Here is a 22,820-nt window from a genome sequence, read left to right as displayed (position 1 = left end):
CTGGAGAAAAACAAAAATGGGTTTGTTGAGCCTTGCCATCTGGATGCCGATCGCCTTCGGCGTCGTGCTGTTGGCCTTCGGTCGGGATGAACACGCCAGGGGCGTGCGCTGGGCCGCGCTGATCGGTTCGGTCGCGAGCTTCCTGGTCACCTTGCCGCTCTGGTCACGATTCCAGAACGGCACCGCAGCGATGCAGTTCGTCGAGAAGGCGCCCTGGATCCAGCGCTTCAATATCAGCTACCACGTCGGCCTGGACGGCATCTCGTTCTGGCTGGTGCTGCTGACCGCCTTCATCACCGTGATCGTCGTGATCTCGGCCTGGGAGGTCATCACCGAGCGCGTGAACCAGTACATGGGCGCCTTCCTGATCCTCTCGGGGCTCATGATCGGCACCTTCTCGGCGCTCGACGGCATCCTGTTCTACACCTTCTTCGAAGCCACCCTGATCCCGATGTACCTGATCATCGGCATCTGGGGCGGTCCGAACAAGATCTACGCGGCCTTCAAGTTCTTCATCTATACCCTCCTCGGCTCGCTGCTGATGCTGGTCGCCCTGATCTACCTGTACAACAAGTCGGGCGGCAGCTTCGACATCCTGACCTGGCACCAGCTGCCGCTGTCGGGCCAGGCGCAGACCTTCCTGTTCTTCGCCTTCTTCTCGGCCTTCGCGGTCAAGGTGCCGATGTGGCCGGTCCACACGTGGTTGCCCGACGTGCACGTCGAGGCGCCCACCGGCGGCTCCGCGGTGCTGGCGGCGATCATGCTGAAGCTCGGCGCCTACGGCTTCCTGCGCTTCTCGATGCCGATCGCACCTGACGCCTCGCACGAATGGGCCTGGCTCATGATCGCGCTGTCGCTGATCGCGGTGATCTACGTCGGGCTGGTGGCGCTGGTGCAGCAGGACATGAAGAAGCTGGTGGCCTATTCGTCGGTGGCCCACATGGGCTTCGTGACGCTCGGCTTCTTCATCTTCAACGAACTCGGCGTGGCCGGCGGCATTGTCCAGATGATTGCCCACGGCTTCGTCTCGGGCGCGATGTTCCTTTGCATCGGCGTGCTCTACGACCGCGTGCATTCGCGCCAGATCGCCGACTACGGCGGCGTGGTCAACACCATGCCCAAGTTCGCCGCCTTCGCGCTGCTGTTCGCGATGGCCAACTGCGGCCTGCCGGCCACCGCTGGTTTCGTCGGCGAGTGGATGGTGATCCTCGGCGCGGTCAAGGCCAACTTCTGGCTCGGCCTCGGTGCCGCGACCGCGCTGATCTTCGGCGCCGCCTACACGCTGTGGATGTACAAGCGGGTCTACCTGGGATCGGTCGGCAACGACCACGTCAAGGAACTCAGCGACATCAACGCGCGTGAATTCCTGATGCTGGCGCTGCTGGCGATCGCCGTGCTGTGGATGGGCCTCTATCCGAAGCCCTTCACCGATGTGATGAATGCCTCCGTGGACGGGCTGCTGCAGCACGTGTCCATCTCCAAGCTGCCCAAGCTGCCGTAAGAAACAAGATGATTGACAAACTCAGCTGGATGACGATCTACCCCGAGGTAGTGCTGCTGATCATGACCTGCGTGATCGCGCTGCTCGATCTCGCCTCGACCAGCCCGCGCCGCACCGGCACCTACATCCTGACCCTGCTCACGCTCGCGATCGTCGCGGTGCTGACCGGCTTCAACGCCTCCCTGGGCAAGACCATCTACGGCTTCGGCGGCATGGTGGTGAGCGACCCGATGGGCAACTGGCTCAAGTGCTTCGCGACCCTGGCGCTGATGGTGACGCTGGTGTACGGCCGGCCCTACGCGGGCGACCGCGGCATGCTGCAGGGCGGCGAGTTGTTCACGATGAGCCTGCTGGCGCTGCTGGGCATGTTCGTCATGATGTCGGGCAGCAACTTCCTGCTGATCTATCTCGGCCTCGAACTGCTGACGCTCTCCAGCTATGCGCTGGTGGCGCTGCGCCGCGACAACGCGGTCGCCAGCGAAGCCGCCATGAAGTACTTCGTGCTCGGTGCAATGGCCAGCGGCTTCCTGCTCTACGGCCTGTCGATGATGTACGGCGCCACCGGCTCGCTCGACATCAACGAGGTGTTCAAGGCGATCGCCAGCCGCCAGGTGAACCACCAGGTGCTGGTGTTCGGCCTGGTCTTCATCGTCGCCGGCCTGGCCTTCAAGGTCGGTGCCGCCCCTTTCCACATGTGGGTGCCCGACGTCTACCAGGGCGCGCCGACCGCGATCACGCTGATGATCGGCGCCGCGCCCGAACTGGCCGCCTTCGCGATCATCATCCGCCTGCTGGTCGAAGGTCTGCTGCCGCTGGCGATCGACTGGCAGCAGATGCTGGCGCTGCTGGCCATCGCGTCGCTGCTGGTCGGCAACCTGGCGGCGATCGCCCAGACCAACCTCAAGCGCATGCTGGCCTACTCGACCATCGCGCAGATGGGCTTCATGCTGCTCGGCCTGGTGGCGGGCGTGGTCAACGGCAACACCTACAACGCCCAGTTCGCCTACAGCGCGGCGATGTTCTACATCATCACCTACGTGCTGACCACGCTGGCGAGCTTCGGCATCATCCTGCTGCTGGCGCGCGAAGGCTTCGAGAGCGAGGAGATCACCGACCTGGCCGGCCTCAACCAGCGCAGTCCGCTGTATGCCGGCGTGATGGCGATCGCCATGTTCTCGCTGGCCGGCATTCCGCCACTGGTCGGCTTCTATGCCAAGCTGGCGGTGCTGCAGGCGCTGATCGCCTCCGGCCAGGGCATCTACATCGGCCTCGCGGTGTTCGCGGTCGTGATGTCGCTGATCGGCGCGTTCTACTACATCCGCGTGGTCAAGGTCATGTACTTCGACGCCCCGGTCACCGCGAGCACCGTCTCGGCGCCGCGCGACGTGCGCACCGTGCTGACGGTCAACGGCGCCCTCATCCTGATCCTCGGCATCCTGCCGGGCGGCCTCATGACGCTGTGCGCGAACGCGATCGTGGCCACGCTGGCCACCTGAGCGCGACGTGTCCCAGAGCGCGTCGGTCTGGATGGTGCTGGGGCTCGCGCTGCTGGCGGCCAACCTGCCGTTCCTGAACGAGCGCCTGCTGGGCCTGGTCCCGCTGGCGGGGCGCACCAAGTCGCTGGCCATCCGGCTGGCCGAACTGGTGCTGCTCTATGCTGTCGTCGGCGCTGTCGGGCTGCTGTTCGAGCGGCGGGTCGGGCAGATCGCGCCGCAGGGCTGGGAGTTCTACGCCGTGACGGCGGCGCTGTTCATCGTGCTGGCCTTTCCCGGCTTCACGTGGCGCTACCTCATGAAGCATCGCCACGCGCACTGAATCAAATGCCCCCACGCTCATCACTTCGTGTATCGCTGCCCTCCGAGGGGGCGCTCAGCGCCCTTCGGGCGGCCGGGCGGGCGCTGCTGACATGACCGACAAGCACCTCAAGGAAGAATGCACCGCCAGCGTAGAGCTGTTCAAGGGCAACTTCCTGCATGCCAAGCGCGACACGGTGCGCCTGCCGGACGGCCATGCCGCGACCCGCGAGTACGTGGTGCATCCGGGCGCGGTGGTCGTGATCCCGCTGCTCGACGACGGCCGGCTGGTGCTCGAGCGCCAGTACCGCTACCCGATCGGCCATGTCATGACCGAATTCCCCGCCGGCAAGCTCGATGCCGGCGAGGACCCGCTGCTGTGCGGCCAGCGCGAGCTGGCCGAGGAGACCGGCTACACGGCCCGCGAATGGGCTCGTGCCGGCGCCATGCACCTGGCGGTCGCCTATTCGACCGAGATCATCCATGTCTATTTCGCGCGCGGCCTGACGCTGGGCGACCGGCAGCTCGACCATGGCGAGTTCCTGGACGTCATCACGGCGACGCCCGAGCAACTGCTGGACTGGTGCCGCGACGGCACGGTGTCGGACGCCAAGACGCTGACCTGCACGCTCTGGCTGCAGAACGTCTTGTCGGGCGCATGGGTGCTCGACTGGCACAGCGCGTCGTCGCCCAACGGCCGATAATCGGCGCATGAAGGTCCTCAACCTCCAGTGTGCCCATGGTCACGGCTTCGAGGGGTGGTTTGCGTCGCAGGACGCGTTCGACACCCAGCTCGCCGACGGCCTGGTGGAATGCCCGATGTGCGGCAACACGGCGATCACCAAGCTGCTGGCTGCGCCGCGGCTGAACCTCGGCAATGCCCGGCCGCCGGCGGAAGCCGCGCCGGCCAGGCTGCCGGCCGCCGATTCGCCCGAGGCGCGCTGGCTGCGCGCGGTGCGCGAGGTGATTTCCCAGACCGAGGATGTCGGCGAGCGTTTCGTCGACGAAGCCCGCAAGATGCACTACGGAGAGGCCGAGGAGCGCGGCATTCGCGGCCAGGCGACGCCCGAACAGGCACGCTCGCTGGCCGACGAAGGCATTCCGGTGTTCACGCTGCCGCTACCGGCAGCCCTCAAGGAGACGCTGCAGTAGCCTGCGGCGCTCAGGCGGGCTGGGGTTCCGCCGCGAATTGCAGCGCTGCCAGCCGCGCGTAGACCCCGTTCTGCGCCACCAGCGCCGCGTGCGTTCCCTGTTCGACGATGCCGCCGTGGTCCAGCACCACGATGCGGTCGGCCTTCTGCACCGTCGCCAGGCGGTGGGCGATGACCAGCGTGGTGCGGCCCGTCATGGCTGATTCGAGGGCAGCCTGCACCATCCGTTCGCTTTCGGCGTCGAGCGCGCTGGTCGCTTCGTCGAGCAGCAGCAGCGGCGGGTTCTTGAGCATCGCGCGGGCGATCGCGATGCGCTGGCGCTGGCCGCCCGACAGCCGCACGCCGCGCTCGCCCAGGAAGGTGTCGTAGCCCTCGGGCAGGGCCCGCAGGAAACCGTCGGCGAAGGCGGCACGGGCGGCGGCGTGGACTTCCTCGACGCTGGCATCGGGCCGGCCGTAGCGGATGTTCTCGAGCGCGCTGGCGGAGAAGATCACCGCATCCTGTGGCACCAGGCCGATGCGGGCGCGCAAGGCCTCCAGAGACAGCGCCGCCAGCGGCGTGCCGTCGAGCGTGATCCGGCCGGACTGGGGGTCGTAGTAGCGCAGCAGCAGTTGGAACACCGTGCTCTTGCCGGCGCCGCTCGATCCGACCAGGGCCACGGTCTCGCCGGGGGCGATCCGCAGGTCGAAGTCGCGCAGCGCCGGGGTCCCGGGCCGGGAAGGGTAGTGGAAGCCGACGCCCTCCAGCGACAAGGCGCTGCCGGCGGCCGGGACCGGCGCCTGGGCCGGCTGGGCTGGCGACACGATCACCGGCCTGGCGTGCAGCAGTTCCATCAGGCGCTCGGTGGCGCCGGCGGCCCGCAGCAGGTCGCCGTAGACCTCGCCGAGCACCGCGGCGGCACTCGCCAGGATGATCACGTAGACCACCGTCTGCCCCAGGTGGCCGGCCGTGATGTCGCCGCGCAGCACCGCCTGCGTGCCTTGGTAGAGGCCCCAGAGCAGCGCCGCCGAGGTGGCGATGATGATGAAGGCCACCAGCACCGAGCGCGCGCGCGTGCGGCGCACGGCGGTGCGGAAGGCGCTGTCGGTGGAGGCGTCGAAGCGGGCCGCCTCGCGGGCCTCGGCGGTGTAGCTCTGCACCACGGGGATCGCGTTCAGCACTTCGGCGGCGATCGCACTGGAGTCGGCCACCCGGTCCTGGCTGGCCCGCGAGAGCTTGCGCACGCGGCGGCCGAACCACATGCTGGGCAGCACCACCAGCACCAGGATGCCCAGCACCTGGACCATCACGTAGGGATTGGTCCAGACCAGGATGGACAGGGCGCCCACGCCCATGACCGCGTTGCGCAGCCCCATGCTGAGCGAGGAGCCGACCACGGTCTGGACCAGTGTCGTGTCGGCGGTCAGGCGCGACAGGACCTCGCCGGTCTGGGTGGTCTCGAAGAACACCGGGCTCTGGCGCAGCACATGGGCATAGACCGCGTTGCGCAGGTCGGCCGTGACACGCTCGCCGAGCCAGCTGACGGTGTAGAAGCGGGCCGCCGAGAACAGCCCCAGCGCCACCGCGACCGCGAACAGGGCGACGAAATGCTCGCGCAGCGCCATCGTCTGCGCACCTTTGTCGGGGTTGGCCAGGCCGCCGTCGATCAGGCTGCGCAGGGCGATCGGGAACACCAGCGTGGTCGCCGCGGCCAGGACCAGGAACACCACCGCCAGGACGATCTGGGTGCGATAGGGGCGCAGGAAGGGCGCCAGGCCCGACAAGGATTTCGGCGATCCTTTGGCGGGCGAAGGGGAAGAGGAGGCCATATCCCGAGCATTCTAGCGAACCGTTGCCCCACCAAAAGCCGCCTTGACAGTAATTGCCGAGGCAATTAATATGCGGGTATGTCCGAATCCCAGACCCCCGAAGCGCGCCCCGCGCTGCCTTCGCCCGGCGAATTGCCGGAGGTCACGGCTTTCTACAAGGCCGAGAACTACCGCGCGGAAGAAAGCATCGGCTACATGATGCGCCGCATCCTGAGCGCGGTGGCCCAGTCGGTGGAGCTTCGCATGTGCGATCCCGGACCGACCTATCCGCAGTGGGTGCCGCTGCACAAGCTGCACATGGGCAAGGTCACGACGGTGGCCGAACTGGCGCGCGAATGCGAACTCGACACCGGCGCCATGACCCGCCTGCTCGACCGCCTGGAGGCCAAGGGCCTGTGCCGCCGGGTGCGCTCGGTGGCAGACCGCCGCGTGGTCCATATCGAACTCACCGACGAAGGCCGCGCGGCGGCCCGCGAGGTGCCCGAAATACTCAGCCATGTGCAGAACGAGCACCTGGCTGGCTTCAGCAACGAGGAGTGGGAGCAACTCAAGGGCTACCTGCGCCGGATCCTCGACAACGCACAGGCCCTGTCGGCCCGTGGGGACAAGAAAAATGACTCGACTCCTTCCTGAGGGCGCCCTGCGCCGTACCAGCGCCATCGCCGCCGCCGTGCTGGCGCTGGCCGTCGCGGGCTGCGCCGACATGGGCGCCACCGCCTCGAGCCCCAAGATGCAGACCGCGGAGAGCCTCGGCCTGACTGCGGCGCCCGCTGCCCAGGCGGCGCCGGCGCTCGACAGCCAATGGTGGCTGGCCTTCGGCGATCCGCAGCTCAATGCGATGGTCGACCAAGCGATCGCGGGCAATCCCAGCCTGCAGGTCGCCCTGGCCCGGCTGGCGCGCGCGCAGGCCTCGGTGACGTACACCGAGGCCGCCGACAAGCCGCAATTCAACGGCGGCCTCGATCTCACGCGCCAGAAGTTCAGCGACAACTACATCTACCCGGCACCGCTGGGCGGCTCGGTGCAGGAGAGCGGCAATCTCCAGTTGAGCGGCAGCTGGGAGATCGATTTCTTCGGCAAGAACCGCACTGCGCTCGACACGGCGCTGGGCACCGCGAACGCCGCGGCCGCCGAAGCCGATGCTGCCCGGGTGCTGCTCGCCAGCAACGTCGCGCGCAGCTACGTGCAATGGGCGCGGCTGAACGACCGGATGGTGGTCGCCCAGCGCGCGCTGGCGCAGCGCGAAGAACTGCTGAAGCTGGTGCGCGACCGCGTGTCGGCCGGGCTCGACACGCGGCTGCAGCTGAAGCAGAGCGAGAGCAGCGTGCCCGAAGCACGCCAGCAGATCGAAGCCCTGAACGAACAGATCGCGATCGCGCAGCACGCGCTCGACGCGCTGGTGGCCAAGCCCGGAGCCACCCAGGCGCTGACACCCCCGCGCCTCGGCAACTTCAAGAACCTGGCGCTGCAGCAGAGCATTCCGGCCGACCTGCTGGGCCGGCGCGCCGACATCGCCGCCGCGCGCTGGCGCGTCGAGGCCGCGACCAGCGACGTCGCCAACGCCAAGACCCAGTTCTATCCGAACGTCAACCTGATCGCCTTCGCCGGCTTCCAGAGCATCGGCTTCGACAGCCTGCTGAAGTCGGGCAGCCAGCAGTGGGGCGTGGGCCCCGCGATCCGGCTGCCGATCTTCGAAGGCGGCCGCCTGCGCGCCAACCTGCGCGGCAAGTCGGCCGACCTCGACGCCGCGATCGACAGCTACAACGTCACTGTCATCGATGCGGTGCGCGATGTCGCCGACCAGCTCTCGAGCGTGCTGTACGTGGCGCGCCAGCAGGCCCAGCAGAAAGAGGCGCAGGATGCGGCCGAGGCGGCCTACGACATCGGCCTGCAGCGCTACAGCGCCGGACTCGGCAACTACCTGGACGTGCTGACGGCCGAAGTCACCGTGCTGGCGCAGCGCCGCGACGGCGTCGACCTCGCTGCCCGTGCGCTCGAGAACCAGGTCGGCCTGGCGCGCGCCCTGGGTGGCGGCTGGCAGCCGTCGGACACCACCACAGCCGCCGCCGCTCCCGCGCCCCGGCATCCCTGAACACTCCCGAACGAACGCTCCGAATCCGAAAGACACTGTCATGGAAAACAGCAACAACACCCCGAACGCTGCGTCTGTCGAACCCGTGGCCCAGGCCCCCGCCGCGAGCAACAAGCGCCGCCGCGCGCTGACCACGCTGGCCTCCGTCGTGGTCGTGGCCGGTGCCGCCTGGGGCGGCTACGAGTGGCTGGTCGCGAGCCACTACGAATCGACCGACAACGCCTACGTGCAGGGCAACGTGATCCAGATCACGCCGCAGATCAGCGGCACCGTGATGGCGATCATGGCCGACGACACCGACCTGGTGAAGGCCGGCCAGCCGCTGGTGCAGCTCGACCCGTCGGATGCCAAGGTGGCGTTCGAGCAGGCCGAGGCGGCGCTGGCCCAGGCGGTGCGCCAGGCGCGCACCCTGTATGGCAACAACGCGTCGCTGGCGGCCCAGGTCACGCTGCGCCAGGCCGACATCGCGCGCGCGCAGAGCGACATCGCCCGCGCCCAGGACGACCTCAAGCGCCGCCAGGCCCTGGCCGGCAACGGGGCGGTGTCGAAAGAAGAACTGAACCACTCCGAGACCGCGCTGGCCAACGCCAAGAGCCAGCTGGCGTCGGCCCAGGCCGCGGTGCTGTCGGCGCGCGAGCAGCTGACCACCAACCAGTCGCTGACCGACGGCACGCCGGTGGAGCGCCATCCGAGCGTGCTCGCGGCGGCGGCCAAGGTGCGCGAGGCCTACCTGGCCACCCAGCGCGTCGCGATGCCGGCGCCGGTCGAAGGCTATGTCGCCAAGCGCACCGTGCAGCTCGGCCAGCGCGTGGCCGCAGGCACGCCGATGATGTCGATCGTGCCGCTGAACCAGGTCTGGGTCGATGCCAACTTCAAGGAAGTGCAGCTGCGCAACATCCGCATCGACCAGCCCGTGAAGCTCACGGCCGACCTGTACGGCAAGAAGGTCGAGTACGACGGCCGCGTGGCCGGCCTCGGCGTCGGCACCGGTTCGGCCTTCGCGCTGCTGCCGGCGCAGAACGCCACCGGCAACTGGATCAAGGTGGTGCAGCGGGTGCCGGTGCGCATCGCGCTCGATGCCGAGCAGCTCAAGGCCAACCCGCTGCGGGTCGGCCTGTCGATGGACGCCGAGATCGACGTCTCGAAGAAGGACGGCAAGTCGCTGGCCGATGCGCCGCGCGGCAGTGCCCTGATCCAGACCCAGGTCTACAGCCAGCTCGACAGCGGCGCCGACGCCGTGGTCCAGCGCATCATCGCCGCCAACCTCGGCCATGAGCCGGCGCCCAAGCCGCCGGCGGCCAGCAGCCTGCCGGTGTCGCCGATCTCCTCGCAGGCTCATCCGGGCTGATCGGGCGACCGCGCGCGATGTCGAACGCCACCGCTTCCACGCCGGTCCAGCCGCTCGAGGGCTCCGCCCGCGTCTGGGGAACCATCGCGCTCTCGGCCGCGACCTTCATGAACGTGCTCGACACGTCGATCGCCAACGTGTCGCTGCCGGCCATCGCCGGCGATCTCGGCGTCAGCTCGACGCAGGGCACCTGGGTCATCACCAGTTTCGCGGTGGCCAACGCCATCGCGGTGCCGCTCACGGGCTGGCTCACGCAGCGCTTCGGCCAGGTGCGCCTGTTCATGGCGAGCGTGCTGCTGTTCATCATCAGCTCCTGGCTCTGCGGCCTGGCGCCCAACATGACGATGCTGATCGCCTTCCGGGCGCTGCAGGGTTTCGTCGCCGGGCCGATGATCCCGCTGTCGCAGACGCTGCTGCTGTCGAGCTATCCGCGGGCCAAGGCTGGCCTGGCTATGGCGATGTGGTCGATGACCACGCTGGTTGCGCCGGTGATGGGGCCGCTGCTCGGTGGCTGGATCACCGACAACATCTCGTGGCCCTGGATCTTCTACATCAACATTCCGGTCGGTCTGGCGGCCGCGGGCATCACCTGGGCCATCTACCGCAAGCGCGAGAGCGCCACGCGCAAGGTGCCGATCGACGGCATCGGGCTGGCATTGCTGGTGGTCTGGGTCGGCGCGATGCAGCTGATGCTCGACAAGGGCAAGGAGCTCGACTGGTTCCACTCGGCGGTGATCCTGACCTTGGCCGTGGTCGCCCTGGTCGGCTTCGCGTTCTTCCTGATCTGGGAGCTGACCGACAAGCACCCGGTGGTCGACCTGTCGCTGTTCAAGCGCCGCAACTTCTGGTCGGGCGCCTTCGCGACGGCGGTGGCCTATGGCCTCTTCTTCGGCAACGTGGTGATCCTGCCCCTTTGGCTGCAGCAGTACATGGGCTACACGGCGACGCAGGCCGGCATGATCATGGCGCCGGTGGGCATGCTGGCGATCATCTTCTCGCCGATCGTCGGGCTCACGGTCGGCAAGGTCGACCCGCGCCGCTATGCGACCTTCTCGTTCCTGGTGTTCGCGCTGGTGCTGTGGATGCGCTCGAACTTCAACACCCAGGCCGACTTCTGGACCATCATGATCCCGACCATCATCCAGGGCGTGGCGATGGCGTTCTTCTTCATCCCGCTGGTGACCATCACCTTGTCGGGCCTGCCGCCCGACCGCATTCCCGCCGCCTCCGGCCTGTCGAACTTCCTGCGCATCACCGCGGGCGCGATCGGCACCTCGGCCGCGACCACGCTGTGGGAGAACCGCGCCGCGCTGCACCACGCGCAGCTGGTGGAGTCGGTCAACACCGGCAGCTCCGCCGCCAACAGCGCGATCGCCAACTTCGCCGCCAGCGGATTCAGTGCCGACCAGGTGTTGGGGCAGATCAATCGCCTGGTCGACCAGCAGTCCTTCATGCTGGCTTCGAACGACGTGTTCTACGGCTCGGCGATGCTGTTCTTGTTCCTGATCCCGCTGGTCTGGCTCGCCAAGCCGGCGAAGGGAACCGGCGCGTCGGACGCGGCGGCAGGCGCCCACTGATTCCGGGCCGGCGCGGCCCGGCCTCAGGTTGCGTTGCAGCATAGGCATTTGCCCCAGTAGGCAAGTTTTGCCGCCGCTGCAAACAATGCGGTCCGCGCAGCCATGGTGGTGCGCTCAGATGGACCGCATGACCGATTTTTTCTGCCAGACAACGGGTGACCGCGCGAGATGAGCGACATCATTCTCGAGACACGCCAGCTCACCAAGGAATTCAAGGGTTTCACCGCGGTCAGCAAGGTCGACCTCCAGGTCGTCAGAGGGTCGATCCACGCGTTGATCGGCCCCAACGGTGCCGGCAAGACCACCTGCTTCAACCTGCTGACCAAGTTCCTGGAGCCGACCTCCGGCACCATCCTGTTCAACGGCCAGGACATCACCAGCGAGCGCCCGGCGCAGATCGCACGGCGCGGCATCATCCGGTCGTTCCAGATCTCGGCTGTGTTCCCGCACCTGACATTGCTCGAGAACGTGCGTCTCGGGCTGCAGCGCGCACTGGGCACTTCCTACCATTTCTGGAAGAGCGAGAGGTCGCTCAAGCCGCTCGATGCCCGGGCTCGCGTGCTGCTGGCCGAAGTCGGCCTCGAGGACATGGCCGACGAGCTGACCGTGAACCTTCCCTATGGCCGCAAGCGTGCGCTCGAGATCGCGACCACGCTGGCGATGGAGCCCGAGCTGATGCTGCTCGACGAACCCACCCAGGGCATGGGCCACGAGGACGTGCACCGCGTCGCCGAGCTCATCAAGCGGGTCTCGGCCGGCCGCACCATCCTGATGGTGGAGCACAACATGAGCGTGGTCTCGACCATCGCCGACACGATCACGGTGCTGCAGCGCGGCGCCGTGCTGGCCGAGGGGCCGTACGCCGAGGTGTCGCGCAACCCGCAGGTGATGGAAGCCTACATGGGCACCACCGACGGCCAACTGCAGGGAGCCCATTGATATGGCCCCTACGCTCCTCACTTCGTGTAGTTCGCTGCCCCCCGAGGGGGCGCGTGCCCCCCTTGGGGCGGCCCGGCGGGAGGCACCATGACAACCCCCGCACTCGAAATCAAGGACCTGCAGGCCTGGTACGGCGAATCGCACGTGCTGCACGGCGTCGACATGGTGGTGCAGCCGGGCGAGGTGGTCACGCTACTGGGCCGCAACGGTGCCGGCCGCACCACCACCATGCGCGCCGTTCTCGGCCTCACCGGCGCCCGCAAGGGCAGCATCAAGGTCAACGGCACCGAGACGATCCACATGCCGACGCACCGCATCGCGCACCAGGGCATCGGCTACTGCCCCGAGGAGCGCGGCATCTTCGCCAGCCTGTCGTGCGAAGAAAACCTGCTCTTGCCGCCGGTGCTCAAGAGCGCCGACAAGGGCATGTCGGTGGACGAGATCTACGCCATGTTCCCGAATCTCGCGGAGCGCCGCCACAGCCAGGGCACGCGGCTGTCGGGCGGCGAGCAGCAGATGCTGGCGGTGGCGCGCATCCTGCGCACCGGCGCCCGGCTGCTGCTGCTCGACGAGATCTCCGAAGGCCTGGCGCCGGTGATCGTGCAGGCGCTGGCCCGCATGATCCACACGTTGCGCGGCAAGGGCTACACGGTGGTCATGGTCGAGCAGAACTTCCGCTTCGCGGCGCCGCTGGCCGATCGCTTCTACGTGATGGAGCACGGTCGCATCGTCGAGAAGTTCGGCGCCTCCGAACTCGAAGCCAAGATGCCGGTGCTCAACGAGCTGCTCGGCGTCTGATCCCACTTTTTTCTCAACCTGTTGATGAACGGAGAACTCTCATGAAGAACCAGTTCAGCGCCATGACCTTGGCCGTCGCCGCGACAGCGCTCGCCTGCGGCGCCGCCCATGCCCAGGACAAGGTCAAGATCGGCTTCGTCACCGACATGTCGAGCCTCTATGCCGATATCGAAGGCAAGAACGGCGCGCTCGCCATCCAGATGGCGATCGACGACTTCGGCGGCAAGGTGCTGGGCCAGCCGATCGAGCTGCTCACCGCTGACCACCAGAACAAGGCCGACATCGCGGCCTCGAAAGCGCGCGAGTGGATCGACACCAACGGCGTGACGATGGTCTTCGGCGGCACCAACTCCGGCACCGCGCTGGCAACCGCCAAGGTGGCGCAGGAAAAGAAGCGAATCTATTTCAACAATGGCGCCGCCACCTCGGCGCTGACCAACGAGCAATGCAGCCCGTATACGGTGCACTACGCCTACGACACGGTGGCGCTGGCCAAGGGCACTGGCGGCGCGGTGGTCGACCGGGGCGGCAAGAGCTGGTTCTTCCTGACTGCCGACTACGCCTTCGGCCATGCGCTCGAAGCCGACACCACGGCTGTGATCAAGGCCAAGGGTGGCAGCGTGGTGGGCGCGGTGCGGGCGCCGCTCAATGCCTCTGACTTCTCGTCCTTCCTGCTGCAGGCGCAGAACTCGAAGGCGCAGATCCTGGGCCTGGCCAATGCCGGTGGCGACACCATCAACTCGATCAAGGCGGCGAAGGAATTCGGCATCGGCAAGACCATGAAGACGGCGGGCCTGCTGATCTTCCTGAGCGACATCCACAGCCTGGGCCTGAAGAACACCGAAGGCCTGCTCCACACCACCAGTTGGTACTGGGACCTGAACGAAGACACGCGCAAGTTCTCGAAGCGCTTCTTCGACAAGACCAAGCGCATGCCGACCGACCTCCAGGCGGCCGACTACTCGGCCACCATGACCTACCTGAAGGCCGTGCAGGCCGCCAAGACCACCGAAGCCGACAAGGTGATGGCCGAACTGAAGAAGACGCCGATCAACGACTTCTACGCCAAGGGCGTGATCCGCGCCGACGGCCGGATGGTGCACGACATGTACCTGGTGGAGGTCAAGGCGCCGGCCGACTCGAAGCAGCCTTGGGACTACCTCAAGGTCATCGCCAAGCTGCCCGGCGACCAAGTTTTCACGACCCAGGCCGATTCCAAGTGCGCGCTCTGGAAGTAGCGCGCGATCTCCACGATTTCCTTCACTCACCCCTTGGTCCCAACATGAAAAAAACCATCGCGCTTTCTGCTGTTTCCGTCGCCATCGCCTTCGCGACCGGGGCCGTTCAGGCACAGGAAAAAGTCAAGATCGGCTTCATCACCGACATGTCCAGCCTGTATGCCGACGTCGAAGGCAAGAACGGCGCCTTGGCGATTCAGATGGCGATCGACGACTTCGGCGGCAAGGTCAACGGCCTGCCGATCGAGCTGGTCACGGCCGACCACCAGAACAAGGCTGACATCGCCGCCTCGAAGGCGCGCGAATGGATCGACACCGACAACCTGACCATGCTGTTCGGCGGCACCAACTCGGGAACCGGTCTGGCACTGGCCAAGGTGGCGCAGGAAAAGAAGCGCGTCTTCATCGTCAACGGTGCCGGCAGCTCGGCGCTCACCAACGAGCAGTGCAGCCCGTACACGGTGCACTACGCCTACGACACGGTGGCGCTGGCCAAGGGCACCGGCAGCGCGGTGGTGGCGCAGGGCGGCAAGAGCTGGTACTTCCTGACGGCCGACTATGCCTTCGGCGCCGCCCTCGAGGCCGACACCGCCAAGGTGGTGAAGGAGAAGGGCGGCACGGTGGTGGGCAGCGTCAAGCATCCGCTCAATGCCTCCGATTTCTCGTCCTTCCTGCTGCAGGCGCAGAACTCGAAGGCCCAGATCCTGGGGCTGGCCAACGCCAGTGGCGACACCATCAACGCGATCAAGGCGGCAAAGGAGTTCGGCATCAACAAGTCGATGAAACTGGCCGGCCTGCTGGTCTTCATCACCGACATCCACAGCCTGGGCCTGAAGAACACCGAAGGCCTGCTGCTCACGACCAGCTGGGACTGGAACCTGAACCAGGAAACCCGCGCCTTCGGCAAGAAGTTCTTCGACAAGACCAAGCGCATGCCGACCGACATCCAGGCGGCCGACTACTCGGCCACGACGACCTACCTGAAGGCCGTGCAGGCGGCCAAGAGCACCGACGCCGACAAGGTGATGGCCGAGCTCAAGAAGATGCCGATCAACGACTTCTACGCCAAGGGCTCGATCCGTGCCGACGGCCGCATGGTGCACGACATGTACCTGATGCAGGTCAAGTCGCCGAGCGAATCGACCCAGCCCTGGGACTACTACAAGGTGGTCGCCAAGCTGCCCGGCGAAGAGGTCTTCACGACCAAGGCCGAGAGCAAGTGCGCCATCTGGAAATAAGTTGAGCTCCTGATCCGTTCATCGTCATCGTCCCGTCATGCAAATATCACTGCCTGCCTTGTTGAGCCAGCTCCTTCTCGGGCTGGTCAACGGGTCGTTCTACGCGATCCTGAGCCTCGGGCTCGCAGTGATCTTCGGCCTGCTCAACGTCATCAACTTCGCACACGGCGCGCTGTTCATGCTGGGCGCGGTGCTGACCTGGATGGCGATGAACTATTTCGACGTCAACTACTGGGTCATGCTGGCGGTGGCGCCGGTCATCGTCGGGCTGTTCGGCATCGTCATCGAGCGGCTGCTGCTGCGCTGGATCTACAAGCTCGACCACCTCTACGGCCTCTTGCTCACGCTCGGCCTCACCCTGCTGATCGAAGGCGTGTTCCGCTCGATCTACGGTGTCTCGGGCCTGGCCTACGACACGCCCGACGCGCTGGCCAGCGCCACCGACCTCGGCTTCATGATCCTGCCCAACTACCGGGCCTGGGTGGTGGTGGCCTCGCTGGTGGTCTGCTTCGCGACCTGGTTCGTGATCGAGAAGACCCGGCTCGGCGCCTACCTGCGCGCCGGCACCGAGAACCCGCGGCTGGTCGAGGCCTTCGGAGTCAACGTGCCGCTGATGATCACGCTGACCTACGGCTTCGGCGTGGCGCTGGCCGCCTTCGCGGGAGTGCTCGCGGCGCCGGTGATCCAGGTCTCGCCGCTGATGGGGCAGAACCTCATCATCGTCGTGTTCGCGGTGGTGGTGATCGGCGGCATGGGCTCGATCATGGGCGCCATCCTGACCGGGCTCGGGCTCGGTGTGATCGAAGGCCTGACCAAAGTGTTCTACCCCGAGGCATCCTCCACCGTGGTCTTCGTGATCATGGTCATCGTGCTGCTCATCCGCCCGGCCGGTCTCTTCGGCAAAGAGAAGTAAGACGGCAGCCCCATGAAAAAGCTCTCCACAGTCATCTACCTGCTGCTGCTCGTCGCCCTCGTTCTCGCACCCTTCGTCGGCGCCTATCCGGTGTTCGTGATGAAGCTGATGTGCTTCGCGCTGTTCGCCTCGGCCTTCAACCTGCTGCTGGGCTACACCGGCCTGCTGTCCTTCGGCCATGCGGCCTTTCTCGGCGGCTCGGCCTACGTGGCCGGCCATGCGATGAAGGTCTGGGGCCTGACGCCCGAACTCGGCCTCGTCGCCGGCACCGCGGCCGGCGCCTTCCTGGGCTGGATCTTCGGCCTGCTGGCGATCCGCCGCCAGGGCATCTACTTTGCGATGATCACGCTGGCGCTGGCGCAGATGGTGTTCTTCGTCGCGCTGCAGGCCAAGTTCACCGGCGGCGAGGACGGCCTGCAGGGCGTGCCGCGCGGCAAGCTCTTCGGTCTGGTCGACCTGCAGAACGACCTCACGATGTACTACGTCACGCTGGTGATCGTGGTGGCCGCCTTCCTGCTGATCGTCCGCACCATCCATTCGCCCTTCGGCCAAGTGCTGAAAGGAATCAAGGAGAACGAGCCGCGCGCGCTCTCGCTGGGCTATGACGTCAGCCGCTTCAAGCTGCTGGCCTTCGTGATCTCGGCCGCGCTGTCGGGGCTCGCCGGTTCGCTCAAGACGCTGGTGCTGGGCTTCGCGACCTTGTCGGACGTGCACTGGAGCGCCTCTGGCCAGGTCATCCTGATGACCTTGGTCGGCGGCCTCGGCACCTTGTCGGGGCCGCTGGTCGGCTCGGCGGTGGTGGTGCTGCTCGAGAACAAGATCGGCGAGCTGGGCCACCTGCTGGCGCGCATCACGACCATCGACTGGTTCAACACGCTGGGCGAGTCGGTGACCATGGTCACGGGCCTGATCTTCGTGATCTGCGTGCTGGCCTTCCGGCGCGGGATCATGGGCGAGATCATCGCCTTCATCGATCGGCGGCGCGGGGTGGCGAAGGGCTGAATCAGACCCCCAGGTGGTCGCGCCAGACCGAGCCCGCCCCAAGCCTTGACAACTCAGAGCCTCAACGCCTGCGCGTACCCGGTGAGTTCCAGGTAGCCGCGCCCCACCGGCTTGCCGTCCGCATCGAGCAGTTCGCTCAGCCCCTCCCAGTACACCGTGCCGGTCGACCCCTGGCCGTCGAGCTCCTGGTCGTCGAGCAGCGCACGCACCGTGAAGACACCGGCCGGCGTGTGGATCCGCCATTGCGTCGGATAGACGGCGCGGGTGCGCGGGCTGGTCCAGCGGTGCAGCGGCTCGAAGCGCAGCGCGTCGGGCCCGAACACCTGCAGCCGTCCGTCGGCCGTGCGCAGCGAGCCGCCGTGCCACAGGGCCGATCCGTCGCGCCGCCGCAGGCGGAATGCGGTCAGCGCGCCGCCGTTGAAAAGATTCATCCCGATCCAGTCCCAGCCCGTGGCCTCGGGATGCATGAGTGCCTCGCTCCATTCATGGTCCAGCCAGGCGCGGCCCTGGACCTCGAAGCGCTTCCCCTGCACCGTCAGGCTGCCCGTGGCCGCGAGTTGCGGCTCGCTGTAGTAGTAGCTCGCCTGCTCCGGCTCAGGCCCCTTGCGCGACAAGCCGGCGCTGCCTTGCAGTAGCACCGGCTGGGTCGGCGCGAAGCGCAGGTCGATCGCAAAGCCGGCGGCTGGCAGCCGCGCCGCATAGCCGCTGCCGTCGCGCTGCAAGTACCAGTCGCGCAGGCGCAGGTCGGTGTCGGCTTCGGATGCGGATGCGATGCCGAAGCCTTTGCGTGCGATGCGCTGGTCGTGCCACAGCTTGCGGCCATCGAGATCGGTGATGGCCGCGTGCGCGAAGATCAACTGCTTCGCCGCGAAGGCGGAACGCATGGCTTGCGTCGCATCGATGCGCGAGCGGAAAAAGGTCAGCTGGAAGCCGAATTCGCGCGCGCCGGCGCGGGCGTGGCCGGTGATGTACCACCACTCCGTGCGCAGCTCGGGGTGGCTGCCGTAGTCGCGCGGGAACTGGAGCGTGCGCGCCGGCAGCGCCCAGGCCACGGGGGCCGCGAGCGCCGAGAGCAGCATCGCACGGCGCGACCATCCGGCGGCGCCGCCCGGACGCATCGGGGGCCGGCTCACCAGTCCTCCTTGACCGCCAGCACCGCATCGCGTCCGGCGGCGGCGCGGCCGGCCAGCCAGGCCGTGACCGTGCCGGCGGCGACCACCGCGGCGCACAGCGCGGCCAGCCGGGCCCAGGGCAGCAGCAGGTCCATGGTCCAGTGGAAGCTCTGCGGGTTGACCACGTGCACCAGCACCACCGATACCGCCAGTCCGAGCAGCAAGCCCGCGACCGCACCGATCGCGGTCCAGGCCGCGCCTTCTCCGGCCACGATCGCCAGCACCTGGGCCCGCGTGAAGCCCAGGTGCACGAGCAGGCCAAACTCCTTGCGCCGCGCCAGCACTTGGGCGCTGAAGCTGGCCGCGATGCCGAACAGGCCGATCGCGATCGCGACCGCCTGCAGCCAGTAGGTGACCGCGAAGCTGCGGTCGAAGATGCGCAGCGAGGTGGCGCGGATCTGGGCCACCGACGAGATCTCGACCGGTTCGGCCGCCGCCGCCTCGCGGGCGGCCAGCGCCTGCACGGCCTGCTGCACCGGGCCCTCGGCCGCGCCGGGCGCCAGCCACAGCGCGACGTCGCTGGCGCCGGCGTCGCCGGTCAGGCGCTCGAAGTCGCGGGCGTCCATGGTGATGGCGCCGAACTGCCGCACGTAGTCGCGCCAGATGCCGGCAACGAAGAAGACCGGTGGCCGGCCGCCGGGCACCGGGCCCCAGGCGCGCGCCAGCGGCTCGAAGGCGGCGCCGGGCCTGGCGCCGTAGAGCTCGACCATCGCCTCGCTGACGTAGATGCCGGTCTGACCAGCGGGCACCGGCAGGGCGGCGCCGAGCAGCGGCATCGAGCGCCCGACATCGGCGTCGAGGCTGCGCGCGATCAGTGTCACCGCGGGCCGCGACGGATCGATCAGCAGGGGCCGCGTGCGCAGCGTGCCGGTGCGGGCCACACCGGGCAACTGCGCCAGCGCCTGAACGAAGGCCTGCGGGAACAGGGCCGGCTCGCCGCCGGGCCCGGCGGCGCTGCGCAGGTACAGGTCGGCCGGCAGCACGACATCGAGCCAGCGCGTGACCGAGTCCCTGAAGCTCGCGACCATCACGGTCAGGGCCACCGCCAGGCTCAGGCTCGCGACCACGCCGCTGACCGCCACCGCGGCGGTGCCGCGCATGCGGCGGGCGCGCTCGATCGCCAGCAGCGGCAGTAAACGATTCGCGGCCAAAGGCGCAAGGCGGTCGTAGACACAAGCGATCAGCCATGGCAGCGCCGTGATGCCGCCGACCAGCAGGAAGCCGACCGACAGATAGGCGGCGATCGGAATGCCGTGGATCGCCGGTGCCATGGCCAGTGCGCCGCCGGCGGCGATCAGCAGCAGGGCGACACGGTGCGTCCCGCCGCCCGCGGTCGCGGTGCCCAGGCCCTTGAGCGTCTGCGCCTCGGGCAGCGCCTGGGCGGCGCGTGCCGGCCACCAGCCGCCGACGCCCGCCGCCAGCACACCCAGCGCGCCGTAGGTCAGCGCCGCGGGCGTGCTCCATCGCAGGGTCGGGGCGACGCCATCGAAATAGCCGCCGCCCAGGTCGCCGCCCAGCAGCCTGAGCGTCAGCTCGGCCAGGGTCGCGCCGAGGGCGATGCCCGCCGCGCTGCCGATCAGCCCGAGCACCAGCGATTCGGCCAGCACCAGCCGCAGCCGCTCGCGCGGCGTCAGGCCCAGCACGCCGAGCAGCGCGAACTGCTGCGCGCGCTTGGCGACGCTGAGCGCCAGCACCGAGAACACCAGGAAGGCGCCGGTGAACAGCGCCACCAGGGCCAGCACCGTGAGGTTGACGCGGTAGGCGCGCGACAGGTTGCTCACGCGTTCGGCGGCATCGCCCGGCTCGGCGACCTGGATGCCGCTCGGCCAGCCCGGCGACTGCTGCAGCGAACGAATGAAGTCTGCGTGCCCGGTGCCAGGCGCCAACCGCAGGTCGATGCGCGTGAGCTGGCCGCCGCGGCCGAACAGGTCCTGCGCGGCGCCGATGTCCATCACGGCCAGCGCGGGGCCGCCGGCCGCAACCTGGCCGGCGATCTGCAGTGGGTGCCATTGGGTGCCGGCGCGCAGCTGCAGCTGGGTGGCCTGGTCGCCGATGGCCTTGCGCGCGGCGGCGTTGAGAAACACCTGGCCGGGCGCGAACAGCGAGAACCGGTCGGCGCCGTCGGCCAGCCTTGGCATCAGGGCCGGTGCGATGGTCGGCAGTGCCAGCGCGTCGATGCCGACGACCCGCAGCGGCAGCCGGCGATCGCCGACCTGGGCGACGCTGGGCAGCTCGAGCACCGGGCTCGCCAGCACGACCTGCGGATACCGCGCGACCTGCCCGAGCAGGGCTTCGTCGAAGCTGCCCTGGGCCGCGCGCAATTCGAGATCGGGCTGGCCGTTGACCGAGCGCACCGCACTCGAGAATTCATCGAGCGCCGAGGCATTGATCAGCTGCACCGAGAAGGCCAGCGCGACGCCCAGCAGCACGGCGACGACCGCGGCCGCGTTGCGCCACGGGTGGTGGCGCAGCTCCTGCCAGGAGAAGGTGAGCAGCAAGGCCTTCATCGCAGCTCATTCTGCGCGATGCGCCGGCAGGACGAAGTCAGAGCCGCTCCGACGCGACGCCCAGCCAGGCCCGCACGGCGGGGCTGGCGCTCAGGCCGGCCGCACGGGCATAGGCCAGGCGCGCCTCGGCGGCCTGGCCGTCGCGGCCCAGCAGGTGGGCGCGCGCGGCCCAGAAGGGCTGGTAGCTCGCGATCTCGGCGGCCGGCATGGCATCGAGCTCGCGCAGGCCCGCGGCCGGCCCCCGGGCCTCGGCCACCGCGCAGGCCCGGCTGACCCGGGCACCGGTGTTGGGGCGCAGGGCGAGCAGGCCGTCGTAGAGCGCCACCAGGGCATCGGGGGGGACCTGCGCACCGAGGCGGCGCGCGCAGTGGGCCGACTGGATCGCGGCCTCGATCTGGTAGGGGCCGAAGGCGCCGAGGGCGGCGGCTTGCCGCAGCGCCTGCTCGGCCTGGTCGCGCAGCGGCAGGTTCCAGCGCCCGACGTCCTGCGCGTCCAGCGGCACGTAGTCGCCGCCGGCGCTGCGCCGGGCGGCGGCCCGGCTTTCGCAGAACAGCATCAGGGCCAACAGGCCCAGCGGTTCGGCTTCGGCCGGCATCAGGCCGCAGAGGATGCGGCCGAGTTCGATCGCCTCGGCCGTGAGGCCGCGCTGCGAGGCATCGGCGCCGTCGACGTCGTCCCAGCCGGTGCCGTAGGCCGCGTAGATGCCGTCGAGCACGTCCTGAAGGCGCTGCGGCAGGTCCGGCGCGCGCGGGAATTCGAAGGGGATGCCGGCCGTCCGGACGCGCGCCTTGGCCCGCACCAGGCGCTGGCCCAGCGTTGCCGGCGCACTGAGGAAGGCGCCCGCCATGCGGACGGCATCGAGCCCGAGCACGGTCTGCAGCATCAGCGGCGCGCGCGCCGCGGCATCGATGGCCGGATGGGCGCAGACGAAGAACAGGCGCAACCGTTCGTCGGGCACCGCGCAGCCGGAGGCCGGGTCGTCGCCGACTTCGTCGGCCAGCAGGAGCAGGGTCTGCGCGGCCCCGTCCTGCACCCGGCTGTGGCGCCAGGCGTCGAGCGTGCGGTGGCGCGCCACCTGCAGCAGCCAGGCCTCCGGCTGCGCCGGCACGCCGTCGACCGGCCAGCGTTCGAGCGCCCGCGCGAAGGCGTCGGCGAGCGCGTCTTCCGAGGCCGCGATGTCGCGGGTCCGCGCCGACAGGATGGCGACCAGCCGGCCATAGGACCGGCGGGCCGCGCCTTCGGCGGCCACGCGGGCTGCGTGCAGCGGATCGTCCGTCACATCGTCGGGGCCATGAACACCGGGCGCACCTCGACGCCGCCGGTGCTCGCGCAGGGCGCGCGCGCGGCCCATTCGAGGGCTGCGTCGAGGTCGGGGACGTCGATCACGAAGTAGCCGCCGAGCTGCTCCTTGCTGTCGGCGAAGGGGCCGTCCTGCACCTGGCGCTTGTCGCCGCGTACGCGCAGCGTGGTGCCGGTCAGCGGCGGCTGCAGGCCGTGGCCGTTCTGCACCACGCCGGCCTGGCGGATCGCGCCCACGTAGTCCATCCAGCCGGCACGGTAGGCCTGGGCCGCTGCCTCGTCGCGCTGGTCGAACTCGGACTGGGGTTGGTAGAACATCAGCATGTATTGCATGGAACCTCCGGGAAGACATACGAGCAGGATCGCTCACTGCAATGACGGCGCAGCCGGGTGCGTTTCGACAGTGTGCGGCAGGCGGCGCGTTTTTTTCCGCCGCCGCCGCAG

General features: G+C 68.4%; 20 protein-coding genes. 15 read left to right on the top strand and 5 right to left on the bottom strand.

Going from position 1 to position 22,820, the window contains the following annotated elements:
* Window positions 1-16 precede the first annotated feature (16 nt).
* From QZH52_RS12090 to QZH52_RS12070, 5 genes are all read left to right on the top strand, one after another.
* Window positions 17-1,501 (top strand): NADH-quinone oxidoreductase subunit M, encoded by a 1,485-nt coding sequence (locus tag QZH52_RS12090; protein WP_301808594.1) that lies wholly within the window; start codon window positions 17-19, stop codon window positions 1,499-1,501.
* 8 nt (window positions 1,502-1,509) lie between these two features.
* Window positions 1,510-2,997, top strand: a complete 1,488-nt coding sequence (gene nuoN / locus QZH52_RS12085; RefSeq protein ID WP_301808591.1) for an NADH-quinone oxidoreductase subunit NuoN — start codon at window positions 1,510-1,512, stop codon at window positions 2,995-2,997.
* Between the two features lie 7 nt (window positions 2,998-3,004).
* Complete coding sequence (locus QZH52_RS12080) at window positions 3,005-3,316, top strand: DUF2818 family protein (protein ID WP_301808589.1); 312 nt, start codon at window positions 3,005-3,007, stop codon at window positions 3,314-3,316.
* A gap of 91 nt (window positions 3,317-3,407) precedes the next feature.
* Window positions 3,408-3,998 (top strand): NUDIX domain-containing protein, encoded by a 591-nt coding sequence (locus QZH52_RS12075; protein ID WP_301808585.1) that lies wholly within the window; start codon window positions 3,408-3,410, stop codon window positions 3,996-3,998.
* 7 nt (window positions 3,999-4,005) lie between these two features.
* The gene (locus tag QZH52_RS12070) at window positions 4,006-4,446 is read left to right on the top strand and encodes a DUF1178 family protein (RefSeq protein ID WP_301808583.1); all 441 of its coding nucleotides are present in this window, start codon (window positions 4,006-4,008) and stop codon (window positions 4,444-4,446) included.
* 10 nt (window positions 4,447-4,456) lie between these two features.
* Here QZH52_RS12070 and QZH52_RS12065 read toward each other — a convergent pair whose 3' ends face one another.
* The gene (locus QZH52_RS12065; RefSeq protein ID WP_301808581.1) at window positions 4,457-6,253 is read right to left on the bottom strand and encodes an ABC transporter transmembrane domain-containing protein; all 1,797 of its coding nucleotides are present in this window, start codon (window positions 6,251-6,253) and stop codon (window positions 4,457-4,459) included.
* 78 nt (window positions 6,254-6,331) lie between these two features.
* On the opposite strand from QZH52_RS12065, the gene QZH52_RS12060 reads away from it, so the two are divergent.
* The 10 genes from QZH52_RS12060 (at window position 6,332) to QZH52_RS12015 (ending at window position 17,398) form a co-directional block, all read left to right on the top strand.
* On the top strand, window positions 6,332-6,886 hold the full coding sequence (locus QZH52_RS12060) for a MarR family winged helix-turn-helix transcriptional regulator (RefSeq protein ID WP_301808579.1): 555 nt from the start codon (window positions 6,332-6,334) through the stop codon (window positions 6,884-6,886).
* Window positions 6,867-8,345: an efflux transporter outer membrane subunit gene (locus tag QZH52_RS12055; RefSeq protein WP_301808576.1), complete on the top strand. Its 1,479-nt coding sequence runs from the start codon at window positions 6,867-6,869 to the stop codon at window positions 8,343-8,345. The genes QZH52_RS12060 and QZH52_RS12055 overlap by 20 nt, the downstream gene beginning before the upstream one ends.
* 40 nt (window positions 8,346-8,385) lie before the next feature.
* Window positions 8,386-9,693 (top strand): HlyD family secretion protein, encoded by a 1,308-nt coding sequence (locus tag QZH52_RS12050; protein WP_301808574.1) that lies wholly within the window; start codon window positions 8,386-8,388, stop codon window positions 9,691-9,693.
* Window positions 9,694-9,710: 17 nt separating this feature from the next.
* Window positions 9,711-11,270 (top strand): DHA2 family efflux MFS transporter permease subunit, encoded by a 1,560-nt coding sequence (locus QZH52_RS12045; RefSeq protein WP_301808571.1) that lies wholly within the window; start codon window positions 9,711-9,713, stop codon window positions 11,268-11,270.
* Between the two features lie 168 nt (window positions 11,271-11,438).
* Window positions 11,439-12,209 (top strand): ABC transporter ATP-binding protein, encoded by a 771-nt coding sequence (locus QZH52_RS12040; protein ID WP_301808568.1) that lies wholly within the window; start codon window positions 11,439-11,441, stop codon window positions 12,207-12,209.
* 87 nt (window positions 12,210-12,296) lie between these two features.
* Entirely contained in the window at window positions 12,297-13,007 is a 711-nt protein-coding gene (locus tag QZH52_RS12035) for an ABC transporter ATP-binding protein (protein ID WP_301808567.1), read from the top strand.
* A gap of 41 nt (window positions 13,008-13,048) precedes the next feature.
* Entirely contained in the window at window positions 13,049-14,245 is a 1,197-nt protein-coding gene (locus QZH52_RS12030; RefSeq protein WP_301808566.1) for an ABC transporter substrate-binding protein, read from the top strand.
* Window positions 14,246-14,289: 44 nt separating this feature from the next.
* On the top strand, window positions 14,290-15,483 hold the full coding sequence (locus QZH52_RS12025) for an ABC transporter substrate-binding protein (RefSeq protein WP_301808565.1): 1,194 nt from the start codon (window positions 14,290-14,292) through the stop codon (window positions 15,481-15,483).
* Window positions 15,484-15,520: 37 nt separating this feature from the next.
* Window positions 15,521-16,396 (top strand): branched-chain amino acid ABC transporter permease, encoded by an 876-nt coding sequence (locus QZH52_RS12020; protein ID WP_301808563.1) that lies wholly within the window; start codon window positions 15,521-15,523, stop codon window positions 16,394-16,396.
* A gap of 12 nt (window positions 16,397-16,408) precedes the next feature.
* Window positions 16,409-17,398, top strand: a complete 990-nt coding sequence (locus tag QZH52_RS12015) for a branched-chain amino acid ABC transporter permease (protein WP_301808561.1) — start codon at window positions 16,409-16,411, stop codon at window positions 17,396-17,398.
* A 53-nt stretch (window positions 17,399-17,451) separates the two neighbouring features.
* Here the strand turns inward: QZH52_RS12015 and QZH52_RS12010 are convergent, their stop codons facing one another.
* Genes QZH52_RS12010 through QZH52_RS11995 form a run of 4 tightly spaced genes read right to left on the bottom strand, consistent with a single transcriptional unit; the run spans window position 17,452 to window position 22,709 of the window.
* On the bottom strand, window positions 17,452-18,516 hold the full coding sequence (locus tag QZH52_RS12010; protein WP_436411571.1) for a lipocalin-like domain-containing protein: 1,065 nt from the start codon (window positions 18,514-18,516) through the stop codon (window positions 17,452-17,454).
* A gap of 11 nt (window positions 18,517-18,527) precedes the next feature.
* Window positions 18,528-21,077: an FtsX-like permease family protein gene (locus tag QZH52_RS12005; protein WP_301808558.1), complete on the bottom strand. Its 2,550-nt coding sequence runs from the start codon at window positions 21,075-21,077 to the stop codon at window positions 18,528-18,530.
* A gap of 37 nt (window positions 21,078-21,114) precedes the next feature.
* Window positions 21,115-22,356, bottom strand: coding sequence for an RNA polymerase sigma factor (locus QZH52_RS12000; RefSeq protein WP_301808556.1), 1,242 nt, complete (start codon window positions 22,354-22,356; stop codon window positions 21,115-21,117).
* Window positions 22,353-22,709 (bottom strand): YciI family protein, encoded by a 357-nt coding sequence (locus QZH52_RS11995; protein ID WP_286529925.1) that lies wholly within the window; start codon window positions 22,707-22,709, stop codon window positions 22,353-22,355. Before QZH52_RS11995 ends, QZH52_RS12000 begins: the two co-directional genes overlap by 4 nt.
* Window positions 22,710-22,820: the final 111 nt, after the last annotated feature.

Source organism: Variovorax ginsengisoli (assembly GCF_030486595.1).
GTDB classification, from domain to species: Bacteria; Pseudomonadota; Gammaproteobacteria; order Burkholderiales; family Burkholderiaceae_C; genus Variovorax; species Variovorax ginsengisoli_B.
The sequence above is the reverse complement of the archived record's forward strand: the minus strand, read 5'-3'. Positions and strand labels throughout refer to the sequence as shown.

What these genes read in the sequence shown, in the direction of transcription:
- QZH52_RS11995 (WP_286529925.1), bottom strand. Translation starts at nt 22,709, where the DNA reads ATGCAATACATGCTGATGTTCTACCAACCCCAGTCCGAGTTCGACCAG.
- QZH52_RS12045 (WP_301808571.1), top strand. Translation starts at nt 9,711, where the DNA reads ATGTCGAACGCCACCGCTTCCACGCCGGTCCAGCCGCTCGAGGGCTCC.
- QZH52_RS12015 (WP_301808561.1), top strand. Translation starts at nt 16,409, where the DNA reads ATGAAAAAGCTCTCCACAGTCATCTACCTGCTGCTGCTCGTCGCCCTC.
- QZH52_RS12040 (WP_301808568.1), top strand. Translation starts at nt 11,439, where the DNA reads ATGAGCGACATCATTCTCGAGACACGCCAGCTCACCAAGGAATTCAAG.
- QZH52_RS12075 (WP_301808585.1), top strand. Translation starts at nt 3,408, where the DNA reads ATGACCGACAAGCACCTCAAGGAAGAATGCACCGCCAGCGTAGAGCTG.
- nuoN (WP_301808591.1), top strand. Translation starts at nt 1,510, where the DNA reads ATGATTGACAAACTCAGCTGGATGACGATCTACCCCGAGGTAGTGCTG.
- QZH52_RS12010 (WP_436411571.1), bottom strand. Translation starts at nt 18,516, where the DNA reads ATGCGTCCGGGCGGCGCCGCCGGATGGTCGCGCCGTGCGATGCTGCTC.
- QZH52_RS12025 (WP_301808565.1), top strand. Translation starts at nt 14,290, where the DNA reads ATGAAAAAAACCATCGCGCTTTCTGCTGTTTCCGTCGCCATCGCCTTC.
- QZH52_RS12090 (WP_301808594.1), top strand. Translation starts at nt 17, where the DNA reads ATGGGTTTGTTGAGCCTTGCCATCTGGATGCCGATCGCCTTCGGCGTC.
- QZH52_RS12070 (WP_301808583.1), top strand. Translation starts at nt 4,006, where the DNA reads ATGAAGGTCCTCAACCTCCAGTGTGCCCATGGTCACGGCTTCGAGGGG.
- QZH52_RS12050 (WP_301808574.1), top strand. Translation starts at nt 8,386, where the DNA reads ATGGAAAACAGCAACAACACCCCGAACGCTGCGTCTGTCGAACCCGTG.
- QZH52_RS12035 (WP_301808567.1), top strand. Translation starts at nt 12,297, where the DNA reads ATGACAACCCCCGCACTCGAAATCAAGGACCTGCAGGCCTGGTACGGC.
- QZH52_RS12060 (WP_301808579.1), top strand. Translation starts at nt 6,332, where the DNA reads ATGTCCGAATCCCAGACCCCCGAAGCGCGCCCCGCGCTGCCTTCGCCC.
- QZH52_RS12005 (WP_301808558.1), bottom strand. Translation starts at nt 21,077, where the DNA reads ATGAAGGCCTTGCTGCTCACCTTCTCCTGGCAGGAGCTGCGCCACCAC.
- QZH52_RS12020 (WP_301808563.1), top strand. Translation starts at nt 15,521, where the DNA reads ATGCAAATATCACTGCCTGCCTTGTTGAGCCAGCTCCTTCTCGGGCTG.
- QZH52_RS12055 (WP_301808576.1), top strand. Translation starts at nt 6,867, where the DNA reads ATGACTCGACTCCTTCCTGAGGGCGCCCTGCGCCGTACCAGCGCCATC.
- QZH52_RS12030 (WP_301808566.1), top strand. Translation starts at nt 13,049, where the DNA reads ATGAAGAACCAGTTCAGCGCCATGACCTTGGCCGTCGCCGCGACAGCG.
- QZH52_RS12065 (WP_301808581.1), bottom strand. Translation starts at nt 6,253, where the DNA reads ATGGCCTCCTCTTCCCCTTCGCCCGCCAAAGGATCGCCGAAATCCTTG.